The 17738-nt window shown below is 68.9% G+C and carries 17 protein-coding genes and 1 tRNA gene; 4 read left to right on the forward strand and 14 right to left on the reverse strand.

The window, feature by feature from the left end:
• Together ACTWQJ_RS06690 and ACTWQJ_RS06695 are read right to left on the reverse strand one after the other, a co-directional pair.
• A partial coding sequence (locus tag ACTWQJ_RS06690) for a carbohydrate ABC transporter permease (RefSeq protein WP_443305692.1) occupies positions 1-639 on the reverse strand: 639 nt, incomplete at its 3' end.
• 5 nt (positions 640-644) lie between these two features.
• A complete protein-coding gene (locus ACTWQJ_RS06695; protein WP_443305693.1) occupies positions 645-1964 on the reverse strand; it encodes an ABC transporter substrate-binding protein in 1320 nt (439 codons plus the stop codon).
• 339 nt (positions 1965-2303) lie between these two features.
• On the opposite strand from ACTWQJ_RS06695, the gene ACTWQJ_RS06700 reads away from it, so the two are divergent.
• Positions 2304-3347, forward strand: a complete 1044-nt coding sequence (locus tag ACTWQJ_RS06700) for a LacI family DNA-binding transcriptional regulator (RefSeq protein WP_443305694.1) — start codon at positions 2304-2306, stop codon at positions 3345-3347.
• A gap of 90 nt (positions 3348-3437) precedes the next feature.
• Positions 3438-3734, forward strand: a complete 297-nt coding sequence (locus ACTWQJ_RS06705; protein ID WP_443305695.1) for a hypothetical protein — start codon at positions 3438-3440, stop codon at positions 3732-3734.
• A 33-nt stretch (positions 3735-3767) separates the two neighbouring features.
• Here the strand turns inward: ACTWQJ_RS06705 and ACTWQJ_RS06710 are convergent.
• The 4 genes from ACTWQJ_RS06710 to ACTWQJ_RS06725 form a co-directional block, all read right to left on the reverse strand.
• A tRNA-His gene (locus ACTWQJ_RS06710) sits at positions 3768-3840 on the reverse strand.
• Between the two features lie 115 nt (positions 3841-3955).
• Positions 3956-4558, reverse strand: a complete 603-nt coding sequence (gene orn, locus ACTWQJ_RS06715; RefSeq protein ID WP_443305696.1) for an oligoribonuclease — start codon at positions 4556-4558, stop codon at positions 3956-3958.
• A gap of 203 nt (positions 4559-4761) precedes the next feature.
• Positions 4762-6012 (reverse strand): helix-turn-helix domain-containing protein, encoded by a 1251-nt coding sequence (locus ACTWQJ_RS06720; protein ID WP_443305697.1) that lies wholly within the window; start codon positions 6010-6012, stop codon positions 4762-4764.
• Between the two features lie 377 nt (positions 6013-6389).
• Positions 6390-6719, reverse strand: coding sequence for a hypothetical protein (locus ACTWQJ_RS06725; protein ID WP_443305698.1), 330 nt, complete (start codon positions 6717-6719; stop codon positions 6390-6392).
• A gap of 339 nt (positions 6720-7058) precedes the next feature.
• Between ACTWQJ_RS06725 and ACTWQJ_RS06730 the strand changes: the two genes are divergently transcribed.
• Positions 7059-7586, forward strand: coding sequence for a universal stress protein (locus tag ACTWQJ_RS06730; RefSeq protein WP_385510170.1), 528 nt, complete (start codon positions 7059-7061; stop codon positions 7584-7586).
• A gap of 150 nt (positions 7587-7736) precedes the next feature.
• Complete coding sequence (locus tag ACTWQJ_RS06735; RefSeq protein WP_443305699.1) at positions 7737-8297, forward strand: GPR1/FUN34/YaaH family transporter; 561 nt, start codon at positions 7737-7739, stop codon at positions 8295-8297.
• A 149-nt stretch (positions 8298-8446) separates the two neighbouring features.
• Here ACTWQJ_RS06735 and glmS read toward each other — a convergent pair whose 3' ends face one another.
• The 8 genes from glmS to ACTWQJ_RS06775 form a co-directional block, all read right to left on the reverse strand.
• On the reverse strand, positions 8447-10264 hold the full coding sequence (gene glmS / locus ACTWQJ_RS06740; protein WP_443305700.1) for a glutamine--fructose-6-phosphate transaminase (isomerizing): 1818 nt from the start codon (positions 10262-10264) through the stop codon (positions 8447-8449).
• Positions 10265-10279: 15 nt separating this feature from the next.
• Entirely contained in the window at positions 10280-10537 is a 258-nt protein-coding gene (locus ACTWQJ_RS06745) for a hypothetical protein (RefSeq protein ID WP_224737308.1), read from the reverse strand.
• Between the two features lie 86 nt (positions 10538-10623).
• Positions 10624-11508 (reverse strand): DUF4429 domain-containing protein, encoded by an 885-nt coding sequence (locus ACTWQJ_RS06750; RefSeq protein WP_443305701.1) that lies wholly within the window; start codon positions 11506-11508, stop codon positions 10624-10626.
• Positions 11509-11624: 116 nt separating this feature from the next.
• On the reverse strand, positions 11625-13394 hold the full coding sequence (locus tag ACTWQJ_RS06755; protein ID WP_443305702.1) for an IucA/IucC family protein: 1770 nt from the start codon (positions 13392-13394) through the stop codon (positions 11625-11627).
• Positions 13391-13921, reverse strand: a complete 531-nt coding sequence (locus ACTWQJ_RS06760) for a GNAT family N-acetyltransferase (protein ID WP_443305703.1) — start codon at positions 13919-13921, stop codon at positions 13391-13393. The genes ACTWQJ_RS06755 and ACTWQJ_RS06760 overlap by 4 nt, the downstream gene beginning before the upstream one ends.
• Positions 13918-15222, reverse strand: coding sequence for a lysine N(6)-hydroxylase/L-ornithine N(5)-oxygenase family protein (locus tag ACTWQJ_RS06765; protein ID WP_443305704.1), 1305 nt, complete (start codon positions 15220-15222; stop codon positions 13918-13920). The genes ACTWQJ_RS06760 and ACTWQJ_RS06765 overlap by 4 nt, the downstream gene beginning before the upstream one ends.
• Entirely contained in the window at positions 15179-16621 is a 1443-nt protein-coding gene (desA, locus tag ACTWQJ_RS06770; protein ID WP_443305705.1) for a lysine decarboxylase DesA, read from the reverse strand. The genes ACTWQJ_RS06765 and desA overlap by 44 nt, the downstream gene beginning before the upstream one ends.
• Before the next feature lie 153 nt (positions 16622-16774).
• Positions 16775-17632, reverse strand: coding sequence for a siderophore-interacting protein (locus ACTWQJ_RS06775; RefSeq protein ID WP_443305706.1), 858 nt, complete (start codon positions 17630-17632; stop codon positions 16775-16777).
• Positions 17633-17738: the final 106 nt, after the last annotated feature.

Here is a 17738-nt window from a genome sequence, read left to right on the forward strand (position 1 = left end):
GTAGAGCAGCGCGTTGTAGCCGGTCCAGCGCCAGATGACGATCGTGGAGACCGCGACCTGCGAGGCCCACTTGTCGTTCTGCCAGTCGATGTTGTCGATGCCGACGAGGTTCAGCGCCCAGTTGATCATGCCGTAGTCACGGCCGAACAGCAGGACGAAGACGAGCGATGCGGCGGCGATCGACGTCGCGTACGGGGCGAGCATCGCGACCCGGTAGAAGGTCGAGGCGCGCAGCTTGTAGTTGAGGATGTGCGCGAGGCCCATCGCCATCAGCAGCTGCGGGACCGTCGAGATGATCCCGATGGTCAGCGTGTTCTTCGCCGCGTTCCAGAAGAAGTCGTCGTCGAAGATGCGCGTGTAGTTGCGCAGCCCCACCCAGCTCATGTCGGTGGGCGCGGTCAGCTCCACCGCGTGCAGCGAGGCCCAGCCGGTGTAGATCAGCGGGAACAGGCCGAACGCGAGGAACAGCAGGAAGAACGGCGAGACGAAGGCGTACGGGCTCCAGCGCACGTCCCGCTGCCAGCGGCGGGACAGCCGGGCTCGGCGGCGTTCGTCGGCCGGGGGCCCCGCGGGCGGGCGGGCCGGGGCCGCGCCCCCCTCGGCGGGGGGCGCGGCAGCGGTTTCGTGCCCAGTGGTCATACGGGTCACTGGTCCAGGTTGTTGTCGATGGTCTTGACGGCGTTGTTCCAGGCTTCCTCGGGAGACTTGCCCTGGGTCACCAGGATGACGCCGTTGTCGGTCAGGCCCTGCTGGATGATCTGGTCCTTCGGGCCGATCGTCTGGACCGGGATGTTCTCGGCGGCCTGGGCGAAGATCGTGCCGATCGGCGCGTCACCGGTCATGTCGTTCTTCGCGCTCTTCACCTCGGTCGAGTCGTACGCGGCCGGGGTGCTCGGGAAGCTGCCCTGTACGCCGAACAGCTTGGCCTGCTGCTCGGGCGCGGTCAGCCAGGCGGCCAGCTTCGCCGCCTCCTCGGTGTTCTTGCCGGACTTGGGCACGGTCAGGAAGGAGCCGCCCCAGTTGCCGGACTTCGGCGCCTGGGCGATCTCCCACTTGCCGGCCGACTCGGGCTTCGACTTGCCCTTGATGTAGCCGAGCATCCACGGCGGGCAGGACATCGCGGCGAACTTGCTGTTGGCGATCGTCGTGTCCCAGGCCGGCTGGAACTGCGTCTGGTTGCCGATCAGTCCGTCCTCGGCGGCCTGCGCGGTGAGGTCGAAGGCGTCCTTCACGGCCGGGTTCGTCTTGTAGATGACCTTGCCGGAGGAGTCGTAGAACCGGTCCTTCTCACCGCTGAGGATCGCCTGGATCAGTCCGCCGGGGGAGTCCAGGAAGGTGGTGCCCTTGGGCGCCTTGTCCTGGTACTGCTTGCCGACGTCGACGAACTTGTCCCAGCTGCCGGCCCACAGCTTGCCGACTTCCTCACGGTCGGTGGGCAGACCGGCCGCCTTGAACAGGTCCGTGCGGTAGCAGATGGCCATCGGGCCGATGTCGGTGCCGACACCGATGGTCTGGCCGTCCTTGGTGGTGGCCTGCTGCCACTTCCACTCGAGGTAGTCGCTCTTCTTGCCGTACTTCGACAGGTCGAGCAGCTTGTCCGACTGGGTCTCGACGATCTCGGCGATGTTGCCGACCTCGACCATCTGGATGTCCTGGAGGCCGCTGTTGGTGGTGAGGTGGTTGATCAGCGCCGGGTAGTAGTTCTCGTTCCGCTCCACGACGGTCTGCTGGATGTCGATGTCCGGGTGGAGCTTCTCGTACTCCTTGTACAGGCCAGACTCCTCGAAGCCGGCGGTGCCGAAGAGCCCGAGGGTGATCTTGGTCTTGCCGCCGCCGCCCTCCGACGACGAGCCTCCCTCGTCGTTTCCGTCGTCGGCACAGCCGGCCAGCAGCCCGGCGCCCAGCGACGCGACGGCCGCGAGGACCACCACCCTGCGACGGGCGGTTCGGGTACGTGCTCGCATTGCGTCCTCCTGTTGCCCTGACGTGCCGACCCCCCGGCCAACTGCATTGTTGGGCCCGTTAGTTCTCGCTGCGGCTCGGGCGGGGAACGTGCGGGATGTGTATGTGTCAGGTACCGTGGGAGCGCTCCCACAAGTGATGTGTTGAAGAGTCGTCGGTTCCAGCGGGGGTGTCAAGGGAGCGGACAGGGCGAGATGCGTTCAGTTATCGGGCTGTTAACTGGAGGCCGTTCAGGCCGAAGCGGGGGTCCGGGGGCGGCAGCCCCCAGGGGCGGTCACCGCAACAGACGGAGCTGTTACATTCCAGGTCAGCTTGACAAACGGCGGCGAAAGGCGGAGCCCATGGTGCGGAGCCGGAGCGGTGGCCGGCCGACCCTGGAGGAGGTCGCCGCGCGTGCCGGTGTGGGCCGCGGCACGGTCTCCCGGGTGATCAACGGCTCGCCCCGGGTCAGCGACGCGACCCGCGCCGCCGTGGAGGCGGCGGTCGCCGAGCTCGGTTACGTCCCGAACACGGCCGCCCGCGCCCTGGCCGCCAACCGCACGGACGCGATCGCCCTCGTCGTCCCCGAGCCGGAGACCCGGTTCTTCGCGGAACCGTACTTCTCGGACATGCTGAAGGGTGTCGGCGCCGAGCTGTCCGACACGGAGATGCAGCTGCTGCTGATCTTCGCCGGCAGCGACCGGGAGCGGCAGCGGCTCGCCCAGTATCTGGCGGCGCACCGGGTGGACGGCGTCCTGCTGGTCTCGGTGCACGCCGACGACCCCCTGCCGGATCTGCTGGCCCAGCTGGAGATCCCGGCGGTGATCAGCGGCCCGAGATCGGCGCAGGAGACGCTGACCTCCGTCGACTCGGACAACTACGGCGGCGCCCGCTCGGCCGTCGAGCACCTGCTGGACCGGGGCCGCCGCCGCATAGCCCACATCACCGGCCGCCTGGACGTGTACGGCGCCCAGCGGCGTATCGACGGCTACCGCGAGGCGCTGCATGACGCGGGCCACGCGGTGGACGAGGACCTGATCGAGCCGGGTGACTTCACCGAGGAGGGCGGCCGGCGCGCGATGACCGAGCTGCTGGCCCGCTGCCCCGACCTGGACGCGGTCTTCGCCGCCTCGGACGTCACGGCGGCCGGCGCCCGCCAGGTCCTGCGCGAGGCGGGCCGCCGTATCCCCGAGGACGTCGCCCTCGTCGGCTACGACGACTCCGCCATCGCCCGCCATATGGAACCGCCGCTGACCAGCGTCCGCCAGCCCATAGAGGAGATGGGCCGCAGGATGATCGACCTGTTGCTGGCCGAGATCGCGGACCGGCGGCCCGCAGTGTCCCGGGGGCTGGAGCGGCGGCAGGTGGTGCTGGCCACGGAGCTGGTGGAGCGGACGTCGTCGTAGCGGCCGGGCGTGCGCCGGGTGAGTCAGGCCCGGGCGCGCGGACGGCCGGTCGGAGCGCGCGCCCCCGGGGGTCGTGCTTAAGATCCGTGCGTGGCACATACCTTCGAAGAACTTGTGGAGATGCAACGCGCCGCGGACGAGGCGCACGCGAAGGTCCTGGAGCTTCGGGACGCCTACGGTCCGCCGACCCAGAAGGGAGGCTGGACCGAGGTCCAGACCGAGACGTACGAGACGGCGTGGCGCGCCTGGCGCGATCTCGACCGCGACCTCGGCGCCACCGTCTCCGAGTATGCGAAGGAAGTGGGGCGGACGCGGCCGGAGATCGAGGCGGAACTGAGGAAGATCCTGCCGGATCCGGAATCGGGCCGGGGAACGACCGAGGGCTGACCCCTTTTCAGGGATCAGCCCTCGGTCCTCAAGGGTGAGTGACGGGACTCGAACCCGCGGCATCCTGGACCACAACCAGGTGCTCTACCAGCTGAGCTACACCCACCATGACCGGCGGTTCTCGCAGTGGTTTCCCCGACCGGCCGAGAAAAAGTGTACAGGGTCCGCAGGGGTGCTCGCGCCCGGCTTTCCGGGGCCCCCTCCGTGGGCCCCGTCGGCGCCTACTGCGCGGGCAGGACGTGCTTCGCGGCGATCGCTCTGGCGGTGTCCGAGTCCGGGCCGGGCTGCGGTACGAAGATGGCCTCGCGGTAGTAGCGCAGTTCCGCGATGGATTCGCGGATGTCGGCAAGGGCGCGGTGGTTGCCGTTCTTCTCCGGGCTGTTGAAATACGCCCTCGGGTACCAGCGCCGGGCCAGCTCCTTGATGCTGGACACGTCGACGATCCGGTAGTGGAGGTAGTTCTCCAGGGTCGGCATGTCGCGCAGCAGGAAGCCGCGGTCCGTGCCGACGGAGTTGCCGCACAGCGGGGCCTTGCCGGGCTCCTTGACGTGTTCGCGTACATACGCCAGGACCTGCTCCTCGGCGTCCGCCAGCGTCGTGCCGTTCGGCAGCTCGGCGAGCAGGCCGGACGCGGTGTGCATCTGACGTACCACTTCCGGCATCGTCTCCAGCGCGGAGTCCGGCGGACGGATGACGATGTCGACACCGTCGCCGAGTACGTTCAGCTCGGAGTCGGTGACGAGGGCGGCCACCTCGATGAGCGCGTCGTCGGACAGCGAGAGGCCGGTCATCTCGCAGTCGATCCACACCATGCGATCGTTCATGCGACCACCCTAAAGCCGACGTCCGTTTATGAGGTCCCCGCGTCGGTGCCGGTCTCGCCGGGGGCTGCGGCCGCCAGGCCCCCGCTTTCGGCCCGGACGGCCTCGTCTTCGAATGCGGCACCTGTTGATTTCTGTCGGCCTGCGCCGAAAAGTGTGGCGGGGTCCACAGGGCGTTGCTGCCCCGTGGACCCCGTTTTACGTGATCACGTCCCGCTGCGCTGTCCCGGCAGGCTTGCCCGGGCGTATGCGTCCCGGGCGTGGTCGGGCGACAGGGGCGCCGATGAACCGACCGTGCTCGCGGCCGTGCGGCGGGTCTGGAGCGGGACCGGGGCCTCCGGGTGCAGGGGCGCGGCCGGAGGGCCCGCCTGAGCCGGCGGTCCGGTCATTGGTGGGGGCGGGCTGGTCGGGCCCTCGCTGTCCGACGGGCGGTCGGACTGCGGGCGCCGGGCGCGGTACGCCGCCCGGTACGCGGCCGGGGACGAGCCCAGCTGGCGGCGGAAGTGGCCGCGCAGGGCGACCGGCGAGCGGAAGCCGCAGCGGCCCGCCACCTCGTCCACCGAGTAGTCCGACGTCTCCAGCAGGCGCTGCGCCTGCAGCACTCGCTGGGTGATCAGCCACTGCAGCGGCGCGCTGCCCGTCAGTGAGCGGAACCGGCGGTCGAAGGTGCGCCGGCTCATGTAGGCACGCGCGGCCAGCGTCTCCACGTCGAACTGCTCGTGGAGGTGTTCCAGCGCCCAGGCGACGACCTCGGCGAGTGGGTCGGCGCCGATTTCCTCTGGTAAAGACCGATCGAGGTAGCGCTCCTGACCGCCGCTCCGGCGCGGGGGGACCACCAGACGCCGGGCCAGCGCGCCGGCCGCCTCGTTGCCGTGGTCCGTCCGCACGATGTGCAGACACAGGTCGATCCCCGCCGCGGTGCCCGCGGAGGTCAGTACGTCTCCGTCGTCGACGAACAGCTCACGCGGGTCGACGTGCACCGACGGGTAGCGCTTGGCCAGGGTCGGTGCGTACATCCAGTGGGTCGTGGCCGGGCGGCCGTCCAGCAGGCCGGCGGCGGCCAGCACGAACGCGCCGGTGCACAGACCCACGATGCGGGCGCCCTCCTCGTGCGCCCGGCGCAGCGCGTCGAGCGCCTCCTCCGGTGGCGGTGAAGTGATCGAACGCCAGGCCGGCACGACCACCGTGCCCGCCCGGGCGATCGCCTCCAGGCCATGCGGTGCGCTGAGTTCCAGGCCCCCTGTGGTCCGCAGTGGGCCTTCCTCGCCGCCGCACACCAGCAGTCGGTAGCGCGGCACGCCGGCGTCCTGGCGGTCGATCCCGAACACCGACAGCGGTATGGAACTCTCGAAGATGGGGCCGCCGCTGAACAGCAGCACCGCGACGATCTCCTTGCGGCGTCGCCCGGAGAGTTTCCGGACTGCGGCATCGGGCGCGGCGGTGGAGTCGTGGCTCATACTGCTAAGCCCCCCTTGGTGGTCGCGGCTCCTCGGTTGTGTCGCTCCTGCACGTTTCCCCTTGGTCCTGCACGAGTCCCCCGCCGTAGACAGTCAAGATCGAATCTACTGTGTTCCGCCGTGCCGGCGTGGCCAGTTCATCACCCGGCACATTGTCGACTTGGCAACTTGGCGTAAAGCATTCGATCACGAAGCGTTGCACTCCCGGGCCGTGCAGGGAAGTGCGCCTTGTAGCAGTGGCCAATCCACGTAGGGTGCGCGAGCCCCCCGAGACCCTTTCCGTGCAGGTCGAACGGGGGTTGGGGGGTGCTTGGGGCCGGTGATGCACACCCTTGAGAAGTTGGCTGAAAAGATACGGGCGCGTGCGCGGAAACCGGTCAACCGGCCGGAGTATTTCCGCCTGACCGGCGTCCGCCCCGGTGCGCCCCCGGTCCGGTCCGGTGATGCCGGCCCCGCTGGGGCGCGCCCTCCTCGGCGAGCAACCGGGCGCCGCGCTCCGAGCGGCGCAGCAGGAGCCGGCAGACGGCGGTGACGGCTGCGAGACCGAGGGCGGTGCCGGCGGTGCCGGCCAGGGAGGTGCCGTACCAGAGCAGGACCACCGGGACGAGGACGCAGCTGAAGGCGGCCCAGCGGATCAGGTCGGTCACCGGGTCCGGGCCGGGCGGGGTCCCGGGGTGCGCCTCGGGGGGCGTGGGGGGTGCGGACATCGGGCTCCCTGTGGCGATGGTCACGGGGTTCAACGCCTGTTCGACCGGTCGGTCACTCCCGGCTCCGGGCGGGGCCTGATCCGGGTCGTCGCCGGGCGGAAGCCGCACCCTCATGTAATTGAACGCTGTGCAAACCGCCTGTACGGGGCAGCAACCATTGCGTTACGGGCGCCCCCTCGTGCATGCTCCGGGGAACCCGCCGCGGACGTGCGCGGGATCTGGGCTAAGGAGGCGTGCCGCCGTACCCTTGAGGGTATGGGGTTGGGAAGATGATTCCCGGACACAGCTCCGCCGCACACTGTCGTCCCTCCCATAAAGGATCACAACGCCGAGACAGCCATGGCCGGTCACGAATTCTTCGAACCCGCGGACCGCAAGCGGCCGGTCGCCGACCCGACGGCGGCCGATCCCCTGGCGGCGGAAGAGTCACGCCATTCGTGCGACCCCGCCTTCAAGCACGGCGTCGTCGTCGGCTTCGACGGCTCGACCTCCAGTGAGCGCGCCCTCGCGTACGCGATCGGCATGGCCCAGCGCTCCCGTGCGGGCCTGATCATCGTCCATGTGGCCAACCGGCTGCCCACCACCGTGTGGGCCGGCTGCGAGCCACCCGTCTTCGTGGACGTTCCCGACCACCGGACCGAGGTCCTGGGGCTGGAACTCGCCTGCGCGGACTACCTCGCCGAGGTGCCCTGGATCCTGGTCGAGCGCGGCGGTGACATCTGTCACGAACTCGAGGAGGTCGGGCGGGAGTACGAGGCGGACGCGATCGTCGTCGGCTCCACGCACGGCATCGTCGGGCGCATTTTCGGCTCGGTCGCCGGGCGGCTCGCCAAGCGGGCCAAGCGGCCCGTCGTTGTGATTCCGTAACTCGCTTTTGGCCCAGGCGAGATGCCCGGTGGGCACGGCGAACCCCCTTTGTGTGCTGGACAAATCTACTCGCGCGTAGATGTGTTTGTGCCTTTGTGAAGGGCATATACCGGTCACCGCACAACTGCACACGCATGAAGGGAGCCCGCCGTGGACAACGACGTCTCTGCGGGAAGCGGAATCACTACCGTGGTCGGCCGACTCGCCCTGGGGATCACCCTGTTGGCCTTCGGGCTTGGCCACACCGGCGTGATCGACGGTGTGTCGGCTGCTGACGCCGTATCAATCGCCCAGTATGTGGGCGGCATTGCCCTCTTCGTCGCCGGGCTGATGGCCTTCCGTGAGCGGGACTCCGTCGGTGGTACGGCGTTCTCGGCGCTCGGTGCGCTGTGGTTCACGTGGGCCGTATCCCCCGATGTCTCCGACAATGCCGCGGGGTTGTTCCTGCTGCTGTTCGCTCTTGTGGCGCTGTCTCTCACCCTCGCGGGTGGGGACCAGCTCGGACAGGCCGCGTACGGGCTGTTCTTCGTCTCCCTGCTGCTCCTCGCGATTGCGATGTTCGCGGAGAACGACGGTCTCGCCAAGGTCGGTGGCTGGTTCGCCGTGGCGGCGGGGGCGGTGGCCTGGTACGCCGCGACTGCGGCGCTTGCGCACTGGCCGACGGCTCTTCCGCGGCGCGCGGCCGGCCGGGGGGTGACGGCAACCGGTTAGCTGCGCTGGCTGGGGAGTTGGGCGGCTCCTCGGCGCATAGAACGGACCCCCCGTGTCTGGTGGCAACACGTGGGGGTCCGTCCTTGTTTGTTTGGCCTGTGCGGGTGAGTGGGGGCTGGTCGCGCAGTTCCCCGCGCCCCTTAGGGCAACTACTCGACCGTTACCGACTTGGCGAGGTTCCTCGGCTTGTCGATGTCCCTGCCGAGGGCCAATGCCGTGTGGTATGCCAGGAGTTGGAGGGGGATGCCCATGAGGATCGGGTCCAGTTCGTCCTCGTTCTTCGGGACGACGATCGTCTGGTCGGCCTTCTCCTGTTCCTGGTGGGCCACCGCGAGGATCTTGCCGCTGCGGGCCTTGATCTCCTCCATCGCGGCGCGGTTCTTCTCCAGCAGGTCGTCGTCGGGGACGATCGCGACCGTCGGGAGGGCGGGCTCGATGAGGGCGAGCGGGCCGTGCTTCAGCTCCGAGGCGGGGTAGGCCTCGGCGTGGATGTAGGAGACCTCCTTGAGCTTCAGGGAGGCCTCGCGGGCCACGGGGTAGCCACGCACGCGGCCGATGAAGAGCATCGAGCGGGCGTCGGCGTACTGCTTGGCCAGCTTCTCGATCTCCTCCTCCTGCTTCATGATCTCGGCGATCTGCCCCGGCAGCTTGCGCAGGCCCTCGATGATCCGCTTGCCGTCCCGGACGGACAGGTCGCGGGTGCGGCCGAGGTGGAGGGCGAGGAGGGCGAAGGCGACCGTGGTGTTCGTGAAGCACTTGGTCGACACCACGCAGACCTCCGGGCCCGCGTGCACGTAGATGCCGCCGTCGGCCTCACGGGCGATCGCGGAGCCGACCACGTTCACGATGCCCAGCACCCTCGCGCCCTTGCGCTTCAGCTCCTGGACGGCCGCCAGGACGTCGTACGTCTCACCGGACTGCGAGACGGCGATGTAGAGGGTGTCGGGGTCGACGACCGCGTTGCGGTAGCGGAACTCCGAGGCCGGCTCGGCGTCGGCGGGGATGCGGGCCAGCTCCTCGATCATCTGGGCGCCGATCATGCCCGCGTGGTACGAGGTGCCGCAGCCGAGGATCTTCACGCGGCGGATCCGGCGCGCCTCGCGGGCGTCCAGGTTCAGGCCGCCGAGGTGCACGGTGGAGAAGCGGTCGTCGATGCGGCCGCGCAGGACGCGGTCCACGGCGTCGGCCTGCTCGTGGATCTCCTTGTGCATGTAGGTGTCGTGGCCGCCCATGTCGTACGAGGCGGCCTCCCACTCGACGGTGGTCGGCTCGGCGGTGGTGCGGGTGCCCTCGGTGGTGTACGTGCGGAAGTCGTCGGCCTTGAGGGTGGCCATCTCGCCGTCGTCGAGGGTCACTATCTGGCGGGTGTGGGTGACCAGCGCGGCGATGTCCGAGGCGACGAACATCTCCTTCTCGCCGATGCCGAGGACGACCGGGGAGCCGTTGCGGGCGACGACGATCCGGTCGGGGAAGTCGGCGTGCAGGACGGCGATGCCGTACGTGCCCTCGATGAGCCGGAGGGTCTCGCGGACCTTGTCCTCCAGCTTCTCCGCCTGGGAGCGGGCGATGAGGTGGACGAGGACCTCGGTGTCGGTCTCGGAGAGGAACTCGACGCCGTCCGCCTCCAGCTTGCGGCGCAGGTCGGAGGCGTTGTCGATGATGCCGTTGTGGACGACGGCGACCTTGTTCTCGGCGTCGAGGTGCGGGTGGGCGTTGACGTCGGAGGGGGCGCCGTGGGTGGCCCAGCGGGTGTGGGCGATGCCGGTGGTGCCCTTGAAGCGGGCCGGCACCTTGGCCTCCAGGTCCCGGACCCGGCCCTTGGCCTTGACCATCTTCAGGCCGGCCGCCTTCGGGGACGTGACGACGATGCCCGCCGAGTCGTAGCCGCGGTACTCCAGGCGCTGCAGGCCTTCCAGGAGAAGGGGGGCGACGTCACGCTTCCCGATGTATCCGACGATTCCGCACATATGTATACGTATTCCTCAGCCGTAGACGATGCGCCGGAGCTGCCTGAGCGTGAGCTCGGGCGGCGCCACCGCGCGATATTTCAGGTCCGCCTCGATCCGTTCGAAGATCGTCGCGTTCACCAGGCCCTGCGTCTGGAGCTCGCGGTGGCGGCGACGGACGTATTCCTCGGTCGTCTCGTCGAAGTAGGCGAGCACGTCCTGGATCACGCGCAGCGCCTCGCCCCGGCTGAGGGGCGTGGACCGCGTCAGATGATCAACGAGTTCGTCGTGCACCCGGTAGATCCTGGAGTACGGGAGACGGTTTCGCAAGAATCCTGCCCGTTTCCGGGCAGGAGCTGTGTGTGACCCGTGTGTGACCCTCACTGCATCCGTTTCAGGACCGCCTGCTTGGCCAGCGTGAACTCCTCGTCGGTGAGCACGCCCGAACGGTGCAGCTCGCCCAGCTCGCGCAGGCGGCGCAGCAGCGCGTCATGGTCGTCCTCGGTCGCGGGGGCGGCCTGCGCGGGAGGTGCCGCATCCGGCGCGGGGGCGTCCGCGGCGGCCGCCGCCGGATGCGGGAGGCGGGCCTGTACGGCCGCCGCGACCAGGGCCATCAGCGGGTCCTTCTTGAAGCCCCACAGCTCCACGGAGTTGGGGTCGTACTTCGGCGGGGCCTTGGTGGGGGCGTTCTTCACGGTGAAGCGGAGGTAGCCGTTCTCCAGGCCGGCCGCCGGATGCCACTCCACGGCCGCGATGTCGGTGACCGCCAGGACACGCGTGCCGGCGGCCGACTTGGCGTCCTCCGTCTTCCAGTTCCACTCCAGGCGCACCTGCTCGCCGTCGAAGCTCGCGGTGCCGTCGCCGGCGGCGGCCGACAGCGGGACCGCCGGGCCCGGCAGCAGGTACTCGGAGACCGGGTCGGAGGGCACCTGGTCCAGCAGAAGGGCGTTGCGCACCTCGTCCACGACGTACTCGGCGACGCCGTAGCGGTCGGAGTCGACGATCAGCTGGTACGGGTCGTGGGGCTCGGTCAGCCGGCCGCCGGTCGCGTGCAGCAGCGGGTCGGCGCCGTCCCGCAGCCGGAGCCGGAGCCGTCCCGTCTTACGGCCGTGTTCGAAGGATATGCCTGCCAACGCCCCCAGGGGTACGACGAGTTCACCCAGCGCCTTGCGCAGCAGACCGACGTTCTTGTCCCGTCCCGGGGTCAGCCGCAGGGCGTCGCCGTCGAAGACCCATGTGCCGTCCTTCTGGATGATTTCCACCATGAGGGGGATTGTTCCACCCGGCTCGCGAGAGAGTGGTCCACACCTGTTCGGAGCTCAGGAACGCTGACGGGCACCCCGGAGGACCGTACTCCGGGGTGCCCGTCCGTCTGAGGGGCTCAGCGCCCTGCGATGGGGTTCTTCAGGTTGCCGACCAGCTGGAGTGCGCCGGACGGGTCCGCGAGGTCCACCATCTGCTTGTTGTTGCGCAGCTGGAGCCGGTTGAGGCAGGACAGCGCGAACTCGGGGGCGAACATGTCGTACTGCCGGAACTTGTCGGCGAGTTCGGGCATCGACGCCTGGTACTCACGGGTGACGTCGGCGACCGTGCCCCAGAAGTCGTCCTCCTCGAGGATTCCCTCGGTGGCGAGGTTCGCGGCGAGGAAGCGGAAGAAGCAGTCGAAGACGTCCGTGAAGATGGACAGGAGTTTCTTGTCCTCGGGGACGTCCACGCGCAGTCGCTCCACCGTCGGCGGCAGTACCGCGTCCGGGTCCATGACCGCGATCTCCTCGGCGATGTCCTTGTAGATCGCGCGCTGGACGACGCCGTCCTTCAGCACGAGGATGACGTTCTCGCCGTGCGGCATGAAGACCAGGTCGTAGGCGTAGAAGCTGTGCAGCAGCGGGGTGAAGTACGCCCGCAGGTAGCGGCGCAGCCACTCCTTCGGCGCCAGCCCCGACTGCTCGATCAGCGCGCCCGCGAAGGAGGCGCCCTCGTGGTCCAGGTGGAGCAGAGAGGCCATGGTGGCGAGGGACTCGCCCTCCTGGAGCGACGGCACCGGGCTCTCCCGCCACAGCGCGGCCAGCATTTTGCGGTACGGCGAGTAGCGGTCCGTCGCCTTCTCGTACTCCAGGTGCCGGTAGCCGACCGCCGCCCGCTCGCGGATGATCGACAGGCCCGTCGACTTCAGCACCGGGTCGCCCTCGATGAGCTGGGCGAGCCAGTCGTTGATCGCCGGGGTGGCCTCCATGTAGGCGGCGGACAGTCCGCGCATGAAGCCCATGTTGAGGACGGACAGGGCCGTCTTCACGTAGTGCTTCTCGGGGTGGGACCGGTTGAAGAAGGTGCGGATGGACTGCTGGGCCAGGTACTCGTCGTCGCCCTCACCGAGGCACACCAGGTATCCGCGCGCCACCTCGGCGGCGAAGGTGACGGTGAGCTTGTTCCACCACTGCCAGGGATGGACGGGGATGAGGAGATAGTCGGCAGGGTCGAGGCCCTGGTCCGAGAGTGTGTCGCGGAAACGGTTCAGCGTCACATCGCCCAGCTCGTCCCGCAGAAAGGACTCGTACTCGATCCCGACGCCCGCCGTGAACGCCGCCCGCGACCGGTGCGCGGCCAGCCACACCAGCCGGACCGGGCTCGCGGTCTCCGGGGCGTACGACAGGTACTCGTGGATCCCGAAGCCGAGCCGCCCGTTGTTGGCGACGAAGCAGGGGTGGCCCTCGGTCATGCCGGTCTCGATGTCCTGGAAGCCGCTTTTCGTGAGCTCGGCGACCGGGACCTGCGGCTTGGTGAGCTTGTAGCAGGTACCGGAGAGCGTGGAGGAGATCTCCTCCAGGTAGACGGGCAGGATCTCGTCGCTCAGACCGAGCGCCCGCTTCAGCTCGATGAAGAAGTCCAGTGCAGCGAGCGGGAGTTCGCTGCCGTCCCGATGGCGGCTGATGGAGCCGGCGTCGACCTGCCAGTGGTCGAGGGCGCGGCGGGTGGCGGTGAAGCGGTACCGCGTCAGCCCGTCGTCGCTGCGGACGACGTACTCGTCGCCGTCCTGCTCGGGGGTGATCAGCCGCTCGTGCGCGAACTCGGCGAGGGCCTTGCGGATCAGCAGGCGGTTGGCCTGCTCCCAGCGCTCGGGGGAGAGGTGGGCCACGGCGTCGGCGAGGCTCATGCGGCCACCCCCGTCGCCGCCAAGAACTGCTCACGGGTGCAGAAGCTCAGCAACGCCTTCTTCTCCGGCTTCTGGATCTCGCGCTCGGCCACGAAGCCGACGGCCTCGTTCAGGGCGTGCACGGCCTTGTTGGAAACGTCCGGCTCGACGACGACGCGTTCCACCGCCGGGTCCTCGAAGAGGTGCGCCATCACGGCGGTGATGACGGCCCGGGTGAACCCGTGGACCGGTGTGTCCGTCGGCGGCACCAGGAAGTGCATGCCGACGTCGCCGGGCCGGGGCTCGTAGAGGCCGACCAGTTCGCGGTGGGCGGGGTCGTACTTCTCCATGAGGAAGGCGGGTTCGCCGTCGAGCAGCCCGAGCAGCGCATGGTGGTGCTCGTCGGCCGCGATCCGCATGTACTCGCGCTCGACGTCCTCCAGCCTGGCGCCCTGCATCATCCAGAAGGCCGCCTTGGGGTGCGTGACCCAGGCGTGCAGGAGCTCCGCGTCCTTCAGCGGGTCGAGGGGGCGGAAAGTGAAGGTCATACGGCGAACTCCTGGAACGCGATGGTCTTCTCGACCGGGTAGTACTCCGAGCCGAGCAGCTCGCGGATGATGTAGCTGTTGCGGTACGCGCCCATGCCCAGGTCGGGGGACGTGATGCTGTGGGTGTGGACGCCGGCGTTCTGGAGGAAGACGCCTCTGCCGGTGACATCGACGGCGTAGTTGCGGGCGACGTCGAAGTTGCCCTGGGAGTCGTAGACGAGCCAGTCGCGGATCGGTGCCAGGAACTCCGGCTCGATGTACTTGTAGCCGGTGGCGAGGACCAGGCCCTGCGAGGTGATCTCGAAGTCCCGCTCCTGCTCCTCCTGACGGAAGCCCAGGGTGTACGTGCCGTTGTCGTACGACGCGCTGTTCAGGGACGAGTTGGTGAGCAGCCGCGTCGGGACCGGGCCGCCGAGGTTCTTCTGGTAGAGCAGGTCGAAGATCTCGTTGATCAGGTCGCCGTCGATGCCCTTGAACAGGCCCTTCTGCTCGGCCGTGAGGCGGTAGCGGGTCTTCTCCGGCAGCGCGTGGTAGTAGTCGATGTACTCCGGGGAGGTCATCTCCAGCGTGAGCTTGGTGTACTCGAGGGGGAAGAAGCGCGGGGAGCGCGTCACCCAGTTCAGCTGGTAGCCGTGGACGTCGATCTCGCTGAGCAGGTCGTAGTAGATCTCGGCAGCGGACTGGCCGCTGCCGACCAGCGTGATCGACTCCTTCTGCTGCAACTCCGCCTTGTGCTGCATGTAGCGGGAGTTGTGGAGGAAGTCGCCGCCCAGGTCACGGCAGGCCTCGGGGATGTACGGCGAGGTGCCGGTGCCGAGGACCAGGTGGCGGGCGCGGTACACGTCGCCGGTCTGCGTCTTCACGACATACAGGTCGTCCTCGTACGTCACCTCGGTGACCGTCGTGTTGAAGCGGATGCTGCTCGCTCTGTTCGCGGCCCAGCGGCAGTAGTCGTCGTACTCGACACGCAGCGGGTAGAAGTTCTCGCGGATGTAGAACGAGTACAGCCGGCCCTGCTCCTTCAGGTAGTTGAGGAAGGAGTACGGGGATGTCGGGTCGGCCAGGGTGACCAGGTCCGACATGAACGGCGTCTGGAGATGGGCGCCGTCGAGGAACATGCCGGCGTGCCACTCGAAGTCGGGCTTCGACTCCAGGAACACCCCGTCGAGTTCGGCTATGGGCTCGGTGAGGCAGGCGAGGCCGAGGTTGAACGGGCCGAGCCCGATCCCCACGAAGTCGTAGGTCTTGTTCGTGGTGTCAGGAAGCGCGGTCAAGGGATTCTCCCAGGTACTGCTCGGCATGGCCGGCGATCAGATCGAGGACGGCGGCGATGTCGGACGCCTTCGTCTCGGGGTTGAGCAGGGTGAACTTCAGGTAGTGACGGCCGTTCACCTTGGTGCCCGCGACGATGGCCTCGCCGGAGGCGAACAGGGCCTTGCGGGCGTAGAGGTTGGCGCGGTCGATCTCGGCGGGGTCGGTGACGGCCGCCGGGATGTAGCGGAAGACCAGGGTGGACAGGGTCGGCTCGACGACGACGTCGTAGCGCGGGTCGGCGGCGAGCAGCCTCCAGCCCTCCTCCGCCAGGTCGCAGACCTCGTCGAAGAGCTGCCCGATGCCGTCGGCGCCCATCACGCGCAGCGTCATCCACAGCTTGAGGGCGTCGAAGCGGCGGGTGGTCTGGAGGGACTTGTCGACCTGGTTGGGAATACGTTCCTGCACCATACGGCGCGGGTTGAGGTACTCCGCGTGGTAGGTGGCGTGGCGCAGCGTGGCCGCGTCGCGGACCAGGACCGCCGACGAACTCACCGGCTGGAAGAAGGACTTGTGGTAGTCCACGGTGACCGAGTCCGCGCGCTCGATGCCGTCGAGGAGGGCGCGGCGCGTGAGCGAGGTGAGCAGTCCGCAGCCGTAGGCGGCGTCGACGTGCATCCAGGTGCCGTACTGGGCGCACAGCTCGGCGATCTCCGGAAGCGGGTCGATGGAGCCGAAGTCGGTGGTGCCGGCGGTGGCGACGACCGCCATGGGGACGAGACCGTCCCTCTTGCAGCGCTCCAGCTCATGGGCGAGCGCGACCGTCTGCATGCGCTTGTCGTGGTCGACGGGGATGGAGACCACGGAGTCCTGGCTCAGGCCGAGCAGTTTCGCCGACTTCTTGACGCTGAAGTGGCTCACCTCGGAGGCGAAGATGCGCAGTTCGGCGAAGGAGTCGGTCTTGGCCTCCTCACGGGCAAGCAGCAGCGCCTGGAGGTTGGACTGGGTGCCACCGGAGGTGAACACACCGTCGGCGGCCGGGCCGAGGCCGATGCGCTCGGCGGTCCAGTCGATGAGCCTGCGTTCGATGAGGGTGCCGCCGGCCGACTGGTCCCAGGTGTCGAGGGAGGAGTTGACGGCGGAGAGGATCGCCTCGCCGAGCACGGCCGGGATGACGACCGGGCAGTTGAGGTGGGCCAGATAGCGGGGGTGGTGGAAGTAGATCGCGTCCCGGAGGTAGACGTCCTCCAGTTCGTCCAGGACCGCGGCGGTGTCGTGCAGCGGCTTGTCGAGGTCGATCTGCTCGATACGGGGAGAGAGGGCGTCGACCGTGACGCCGGTGAACGGACGGGTGGTGGTGGCGAGTTTGGCCGCCACCCGCTCGACTCCCTCGGTCACGGAGCGGCGGTACTGCTCCGCGGTCGTGTCATTGAGCAGGTGCGAGCGCATGTGGGGGTCCTCCGGTGGGGACGGTCCGTGCGGGACGGGTGAGGGGCGGAGCCCGCGGGATGAACTTAGGTTAGCCTAACCTAAGTAATGCTGGCGAAGCGCAGCCCCACCCGTGATCGCGATCACTCTGAACGGCGGCCTGCGGAGCAGCAGTTACTCGCCCCGCTCGCGCAACTGCTCCTCGGTCAGCCCCTGCCGCCAGTAGCCCACGAACGTGACCCTGCGGCGGTCGATGCCGCGTTCGCCGACGAAGTGCCGACGCAACTGCTTCACGCAGGACGACTCGCCCGCGATCCACACGTACGGGTGCTCGGCGGGCGGGAGTCGGGCGGCCCTGAGCGCGGTGAGGGCCATGGGGGACCCCTCGCCGCGCGACTCGTCCTGGACGAGCCAGGTGACCTCGGCGTCGGCCTCGGTCACCAGGTCCTGGATGTCCTCGGCATGGTGCACCTCCAGCCAGACCCGGGCGCGGGTGCCGGCCGACAGCGACTCGAGGATGGCGGCGGCGGCCGGTACGGCGGTCTCGTCACCCCAGATCACCACCAGGTCGGTGTCCTCCGGCGGCCGGAACCGGATCGCCCGGTTGTCCGCGATCGCCGGGCCGAGCAGCAGGACGCGGTCACCGGCGGCGGCCCGCGCGGCCCACCGGGAGGCGGGACCGGCGGGCACGGCGGCGCCGGCTTCGACACCGTGGAGCACGAAATCGATGTCGATCTCATCGGGGTCGCGGCGCAGCGCCCGAAGCGTGTACGAACGCATCACCGCCCGTACGTCATCGGGCAGCGCGCGCCAGCCCTGCCACCAGTGATCACCGAGCTCGATGGGCACCTGCGGCTCGCTCTGCCCCGGGTGCGGCAGGAACAGCGACAGGGACTGATCACACCCGTCGGAGTGGAAGTCCCTCAGGTCGGTCCCCGCAAAGGTGACCCGGACGAGAGACGGCCCGAGCCGCCTCGTCCGTACGACCTGCAGGGAAAAGAAACGGAACGGGGCGACTACGGCGGTCGACATCAGGGCTCCTGAGTTGTCGTCAGGGAATTTTTCCGAGGGACGGTTGGGCAACGCCCTCAGGGGCGCGGGGAACTGCGCGACCAGCCACAACCGGCCCGCACTTCCC

Origin of the sequence: Streptomyces sp. KR55, assembly GCF_052245645.1 — a bacterium.
In the GTDB taxonomy this organism is placed as follows: Bacteria; Actinomycetota; Actinomycetes; order Streptomycetales; family Streptomycetaceae; genus Streptomyces; species Streptomyces flavusporus.

Excerpts from the sequence above, each read along its gene's own strand:
- ACTWQJ_RS06720 (WP_443305697.1), bottom strand. The coding sequence starts at position 6,012 with ATGAGCCACGACTCCACCGCCGCGCCCGATGCCGCAGTCCGGAAACTC.
- ACTWQJ_RS06725 (WP_443305698.1), bottom strand. The coding sequence starts at position 6,719 with ATGTCCGCACCCCCCACGCCCCCCGAGGCGCACCCCGGGACCCCGCCC.
- ACTWQJ_RS06730 (WP_385510170.1), top strand. The coding sequence starts at position 7,059 with ATGGCCGGTCACGAATTCTTCGAACCCGCGGACCGCAAGCGGCCGGTC.
- desA (WP_443305705.1), bottom strand. The coding sequence starts at position 16,621 with ATGCGCTCGCACCTGCTCAATGACACGACCGCGGAGCAGTACCGCCGC.
- ACTWQJ_RS06750 (WP_443305701.1), bottom strand. The coding sequence starts at position 11,508 with ATGGTGGAAATCATCCAGAAGGACGGCACATGGGTCTTCGACGGCGAC.
- glmS (WP_443305700.1), bottom strand. The coding sequence starts at position 10,264 with ATGTGCGGAATCGTCGGATACATCGGGAAGCGTGACGTCGCCCCCCTT.
- ACTWQJ_RS06700 (WP_443305694.1), top strand. The coding sequence starts at position 2,304 with ATGGTGCGGAGCCGGAGCGGTGGCCGGCCGACCCTGGAGGAGGTCGCC.
- ACTWQJ_RS06760 (WP_443305703.1), bottom strand. The coding sequence starts at position 13,921 with ATGACCTTCACTTTCCGCCCCCTCGACCCGCTGAAGGACGCGGAGCTC.
- ACTWQJ_RS06775 (WP_443305706.1), bottom strand. The coding sequence starts at position 17,632 with ATGTCGACCGCCGTAGTCGCCCCGTTCCGTTTCTTTTCCCTGCAGGTC.
- ACTWQJ_RS06765 (WP_443305704.1), bottom strand. The coding sequence starts at position 15,222 with ATGCCGAGCAGTACCTGGGAGAATCCCTTGACCGCGCTTCCTGACACC.
- ACTWQJ_RS06755 (WP_443305702.1), bottom strand. The coding sequence starts at position 13,394 with ATGAGCCTCGCCGACGCCGTGGCCCACCTCTCCCCCGAGCGCTGGGAG.
- orn (WP_443305696.1), bottom strand. The coding sequence starts at position 4,558 with ATGAACGATCGCATGGTGTGGATCGACTGCGAGATGACCGGCCTCTCG.
- ACTWQJ_RS06695 (WP_443305693.1), bottom strand. The coding sequence starts at position 1,964 with ATGCGAGCACGTACCCGAACCGCCCGTCGCAGGGTGGTGGTCCTCGCG.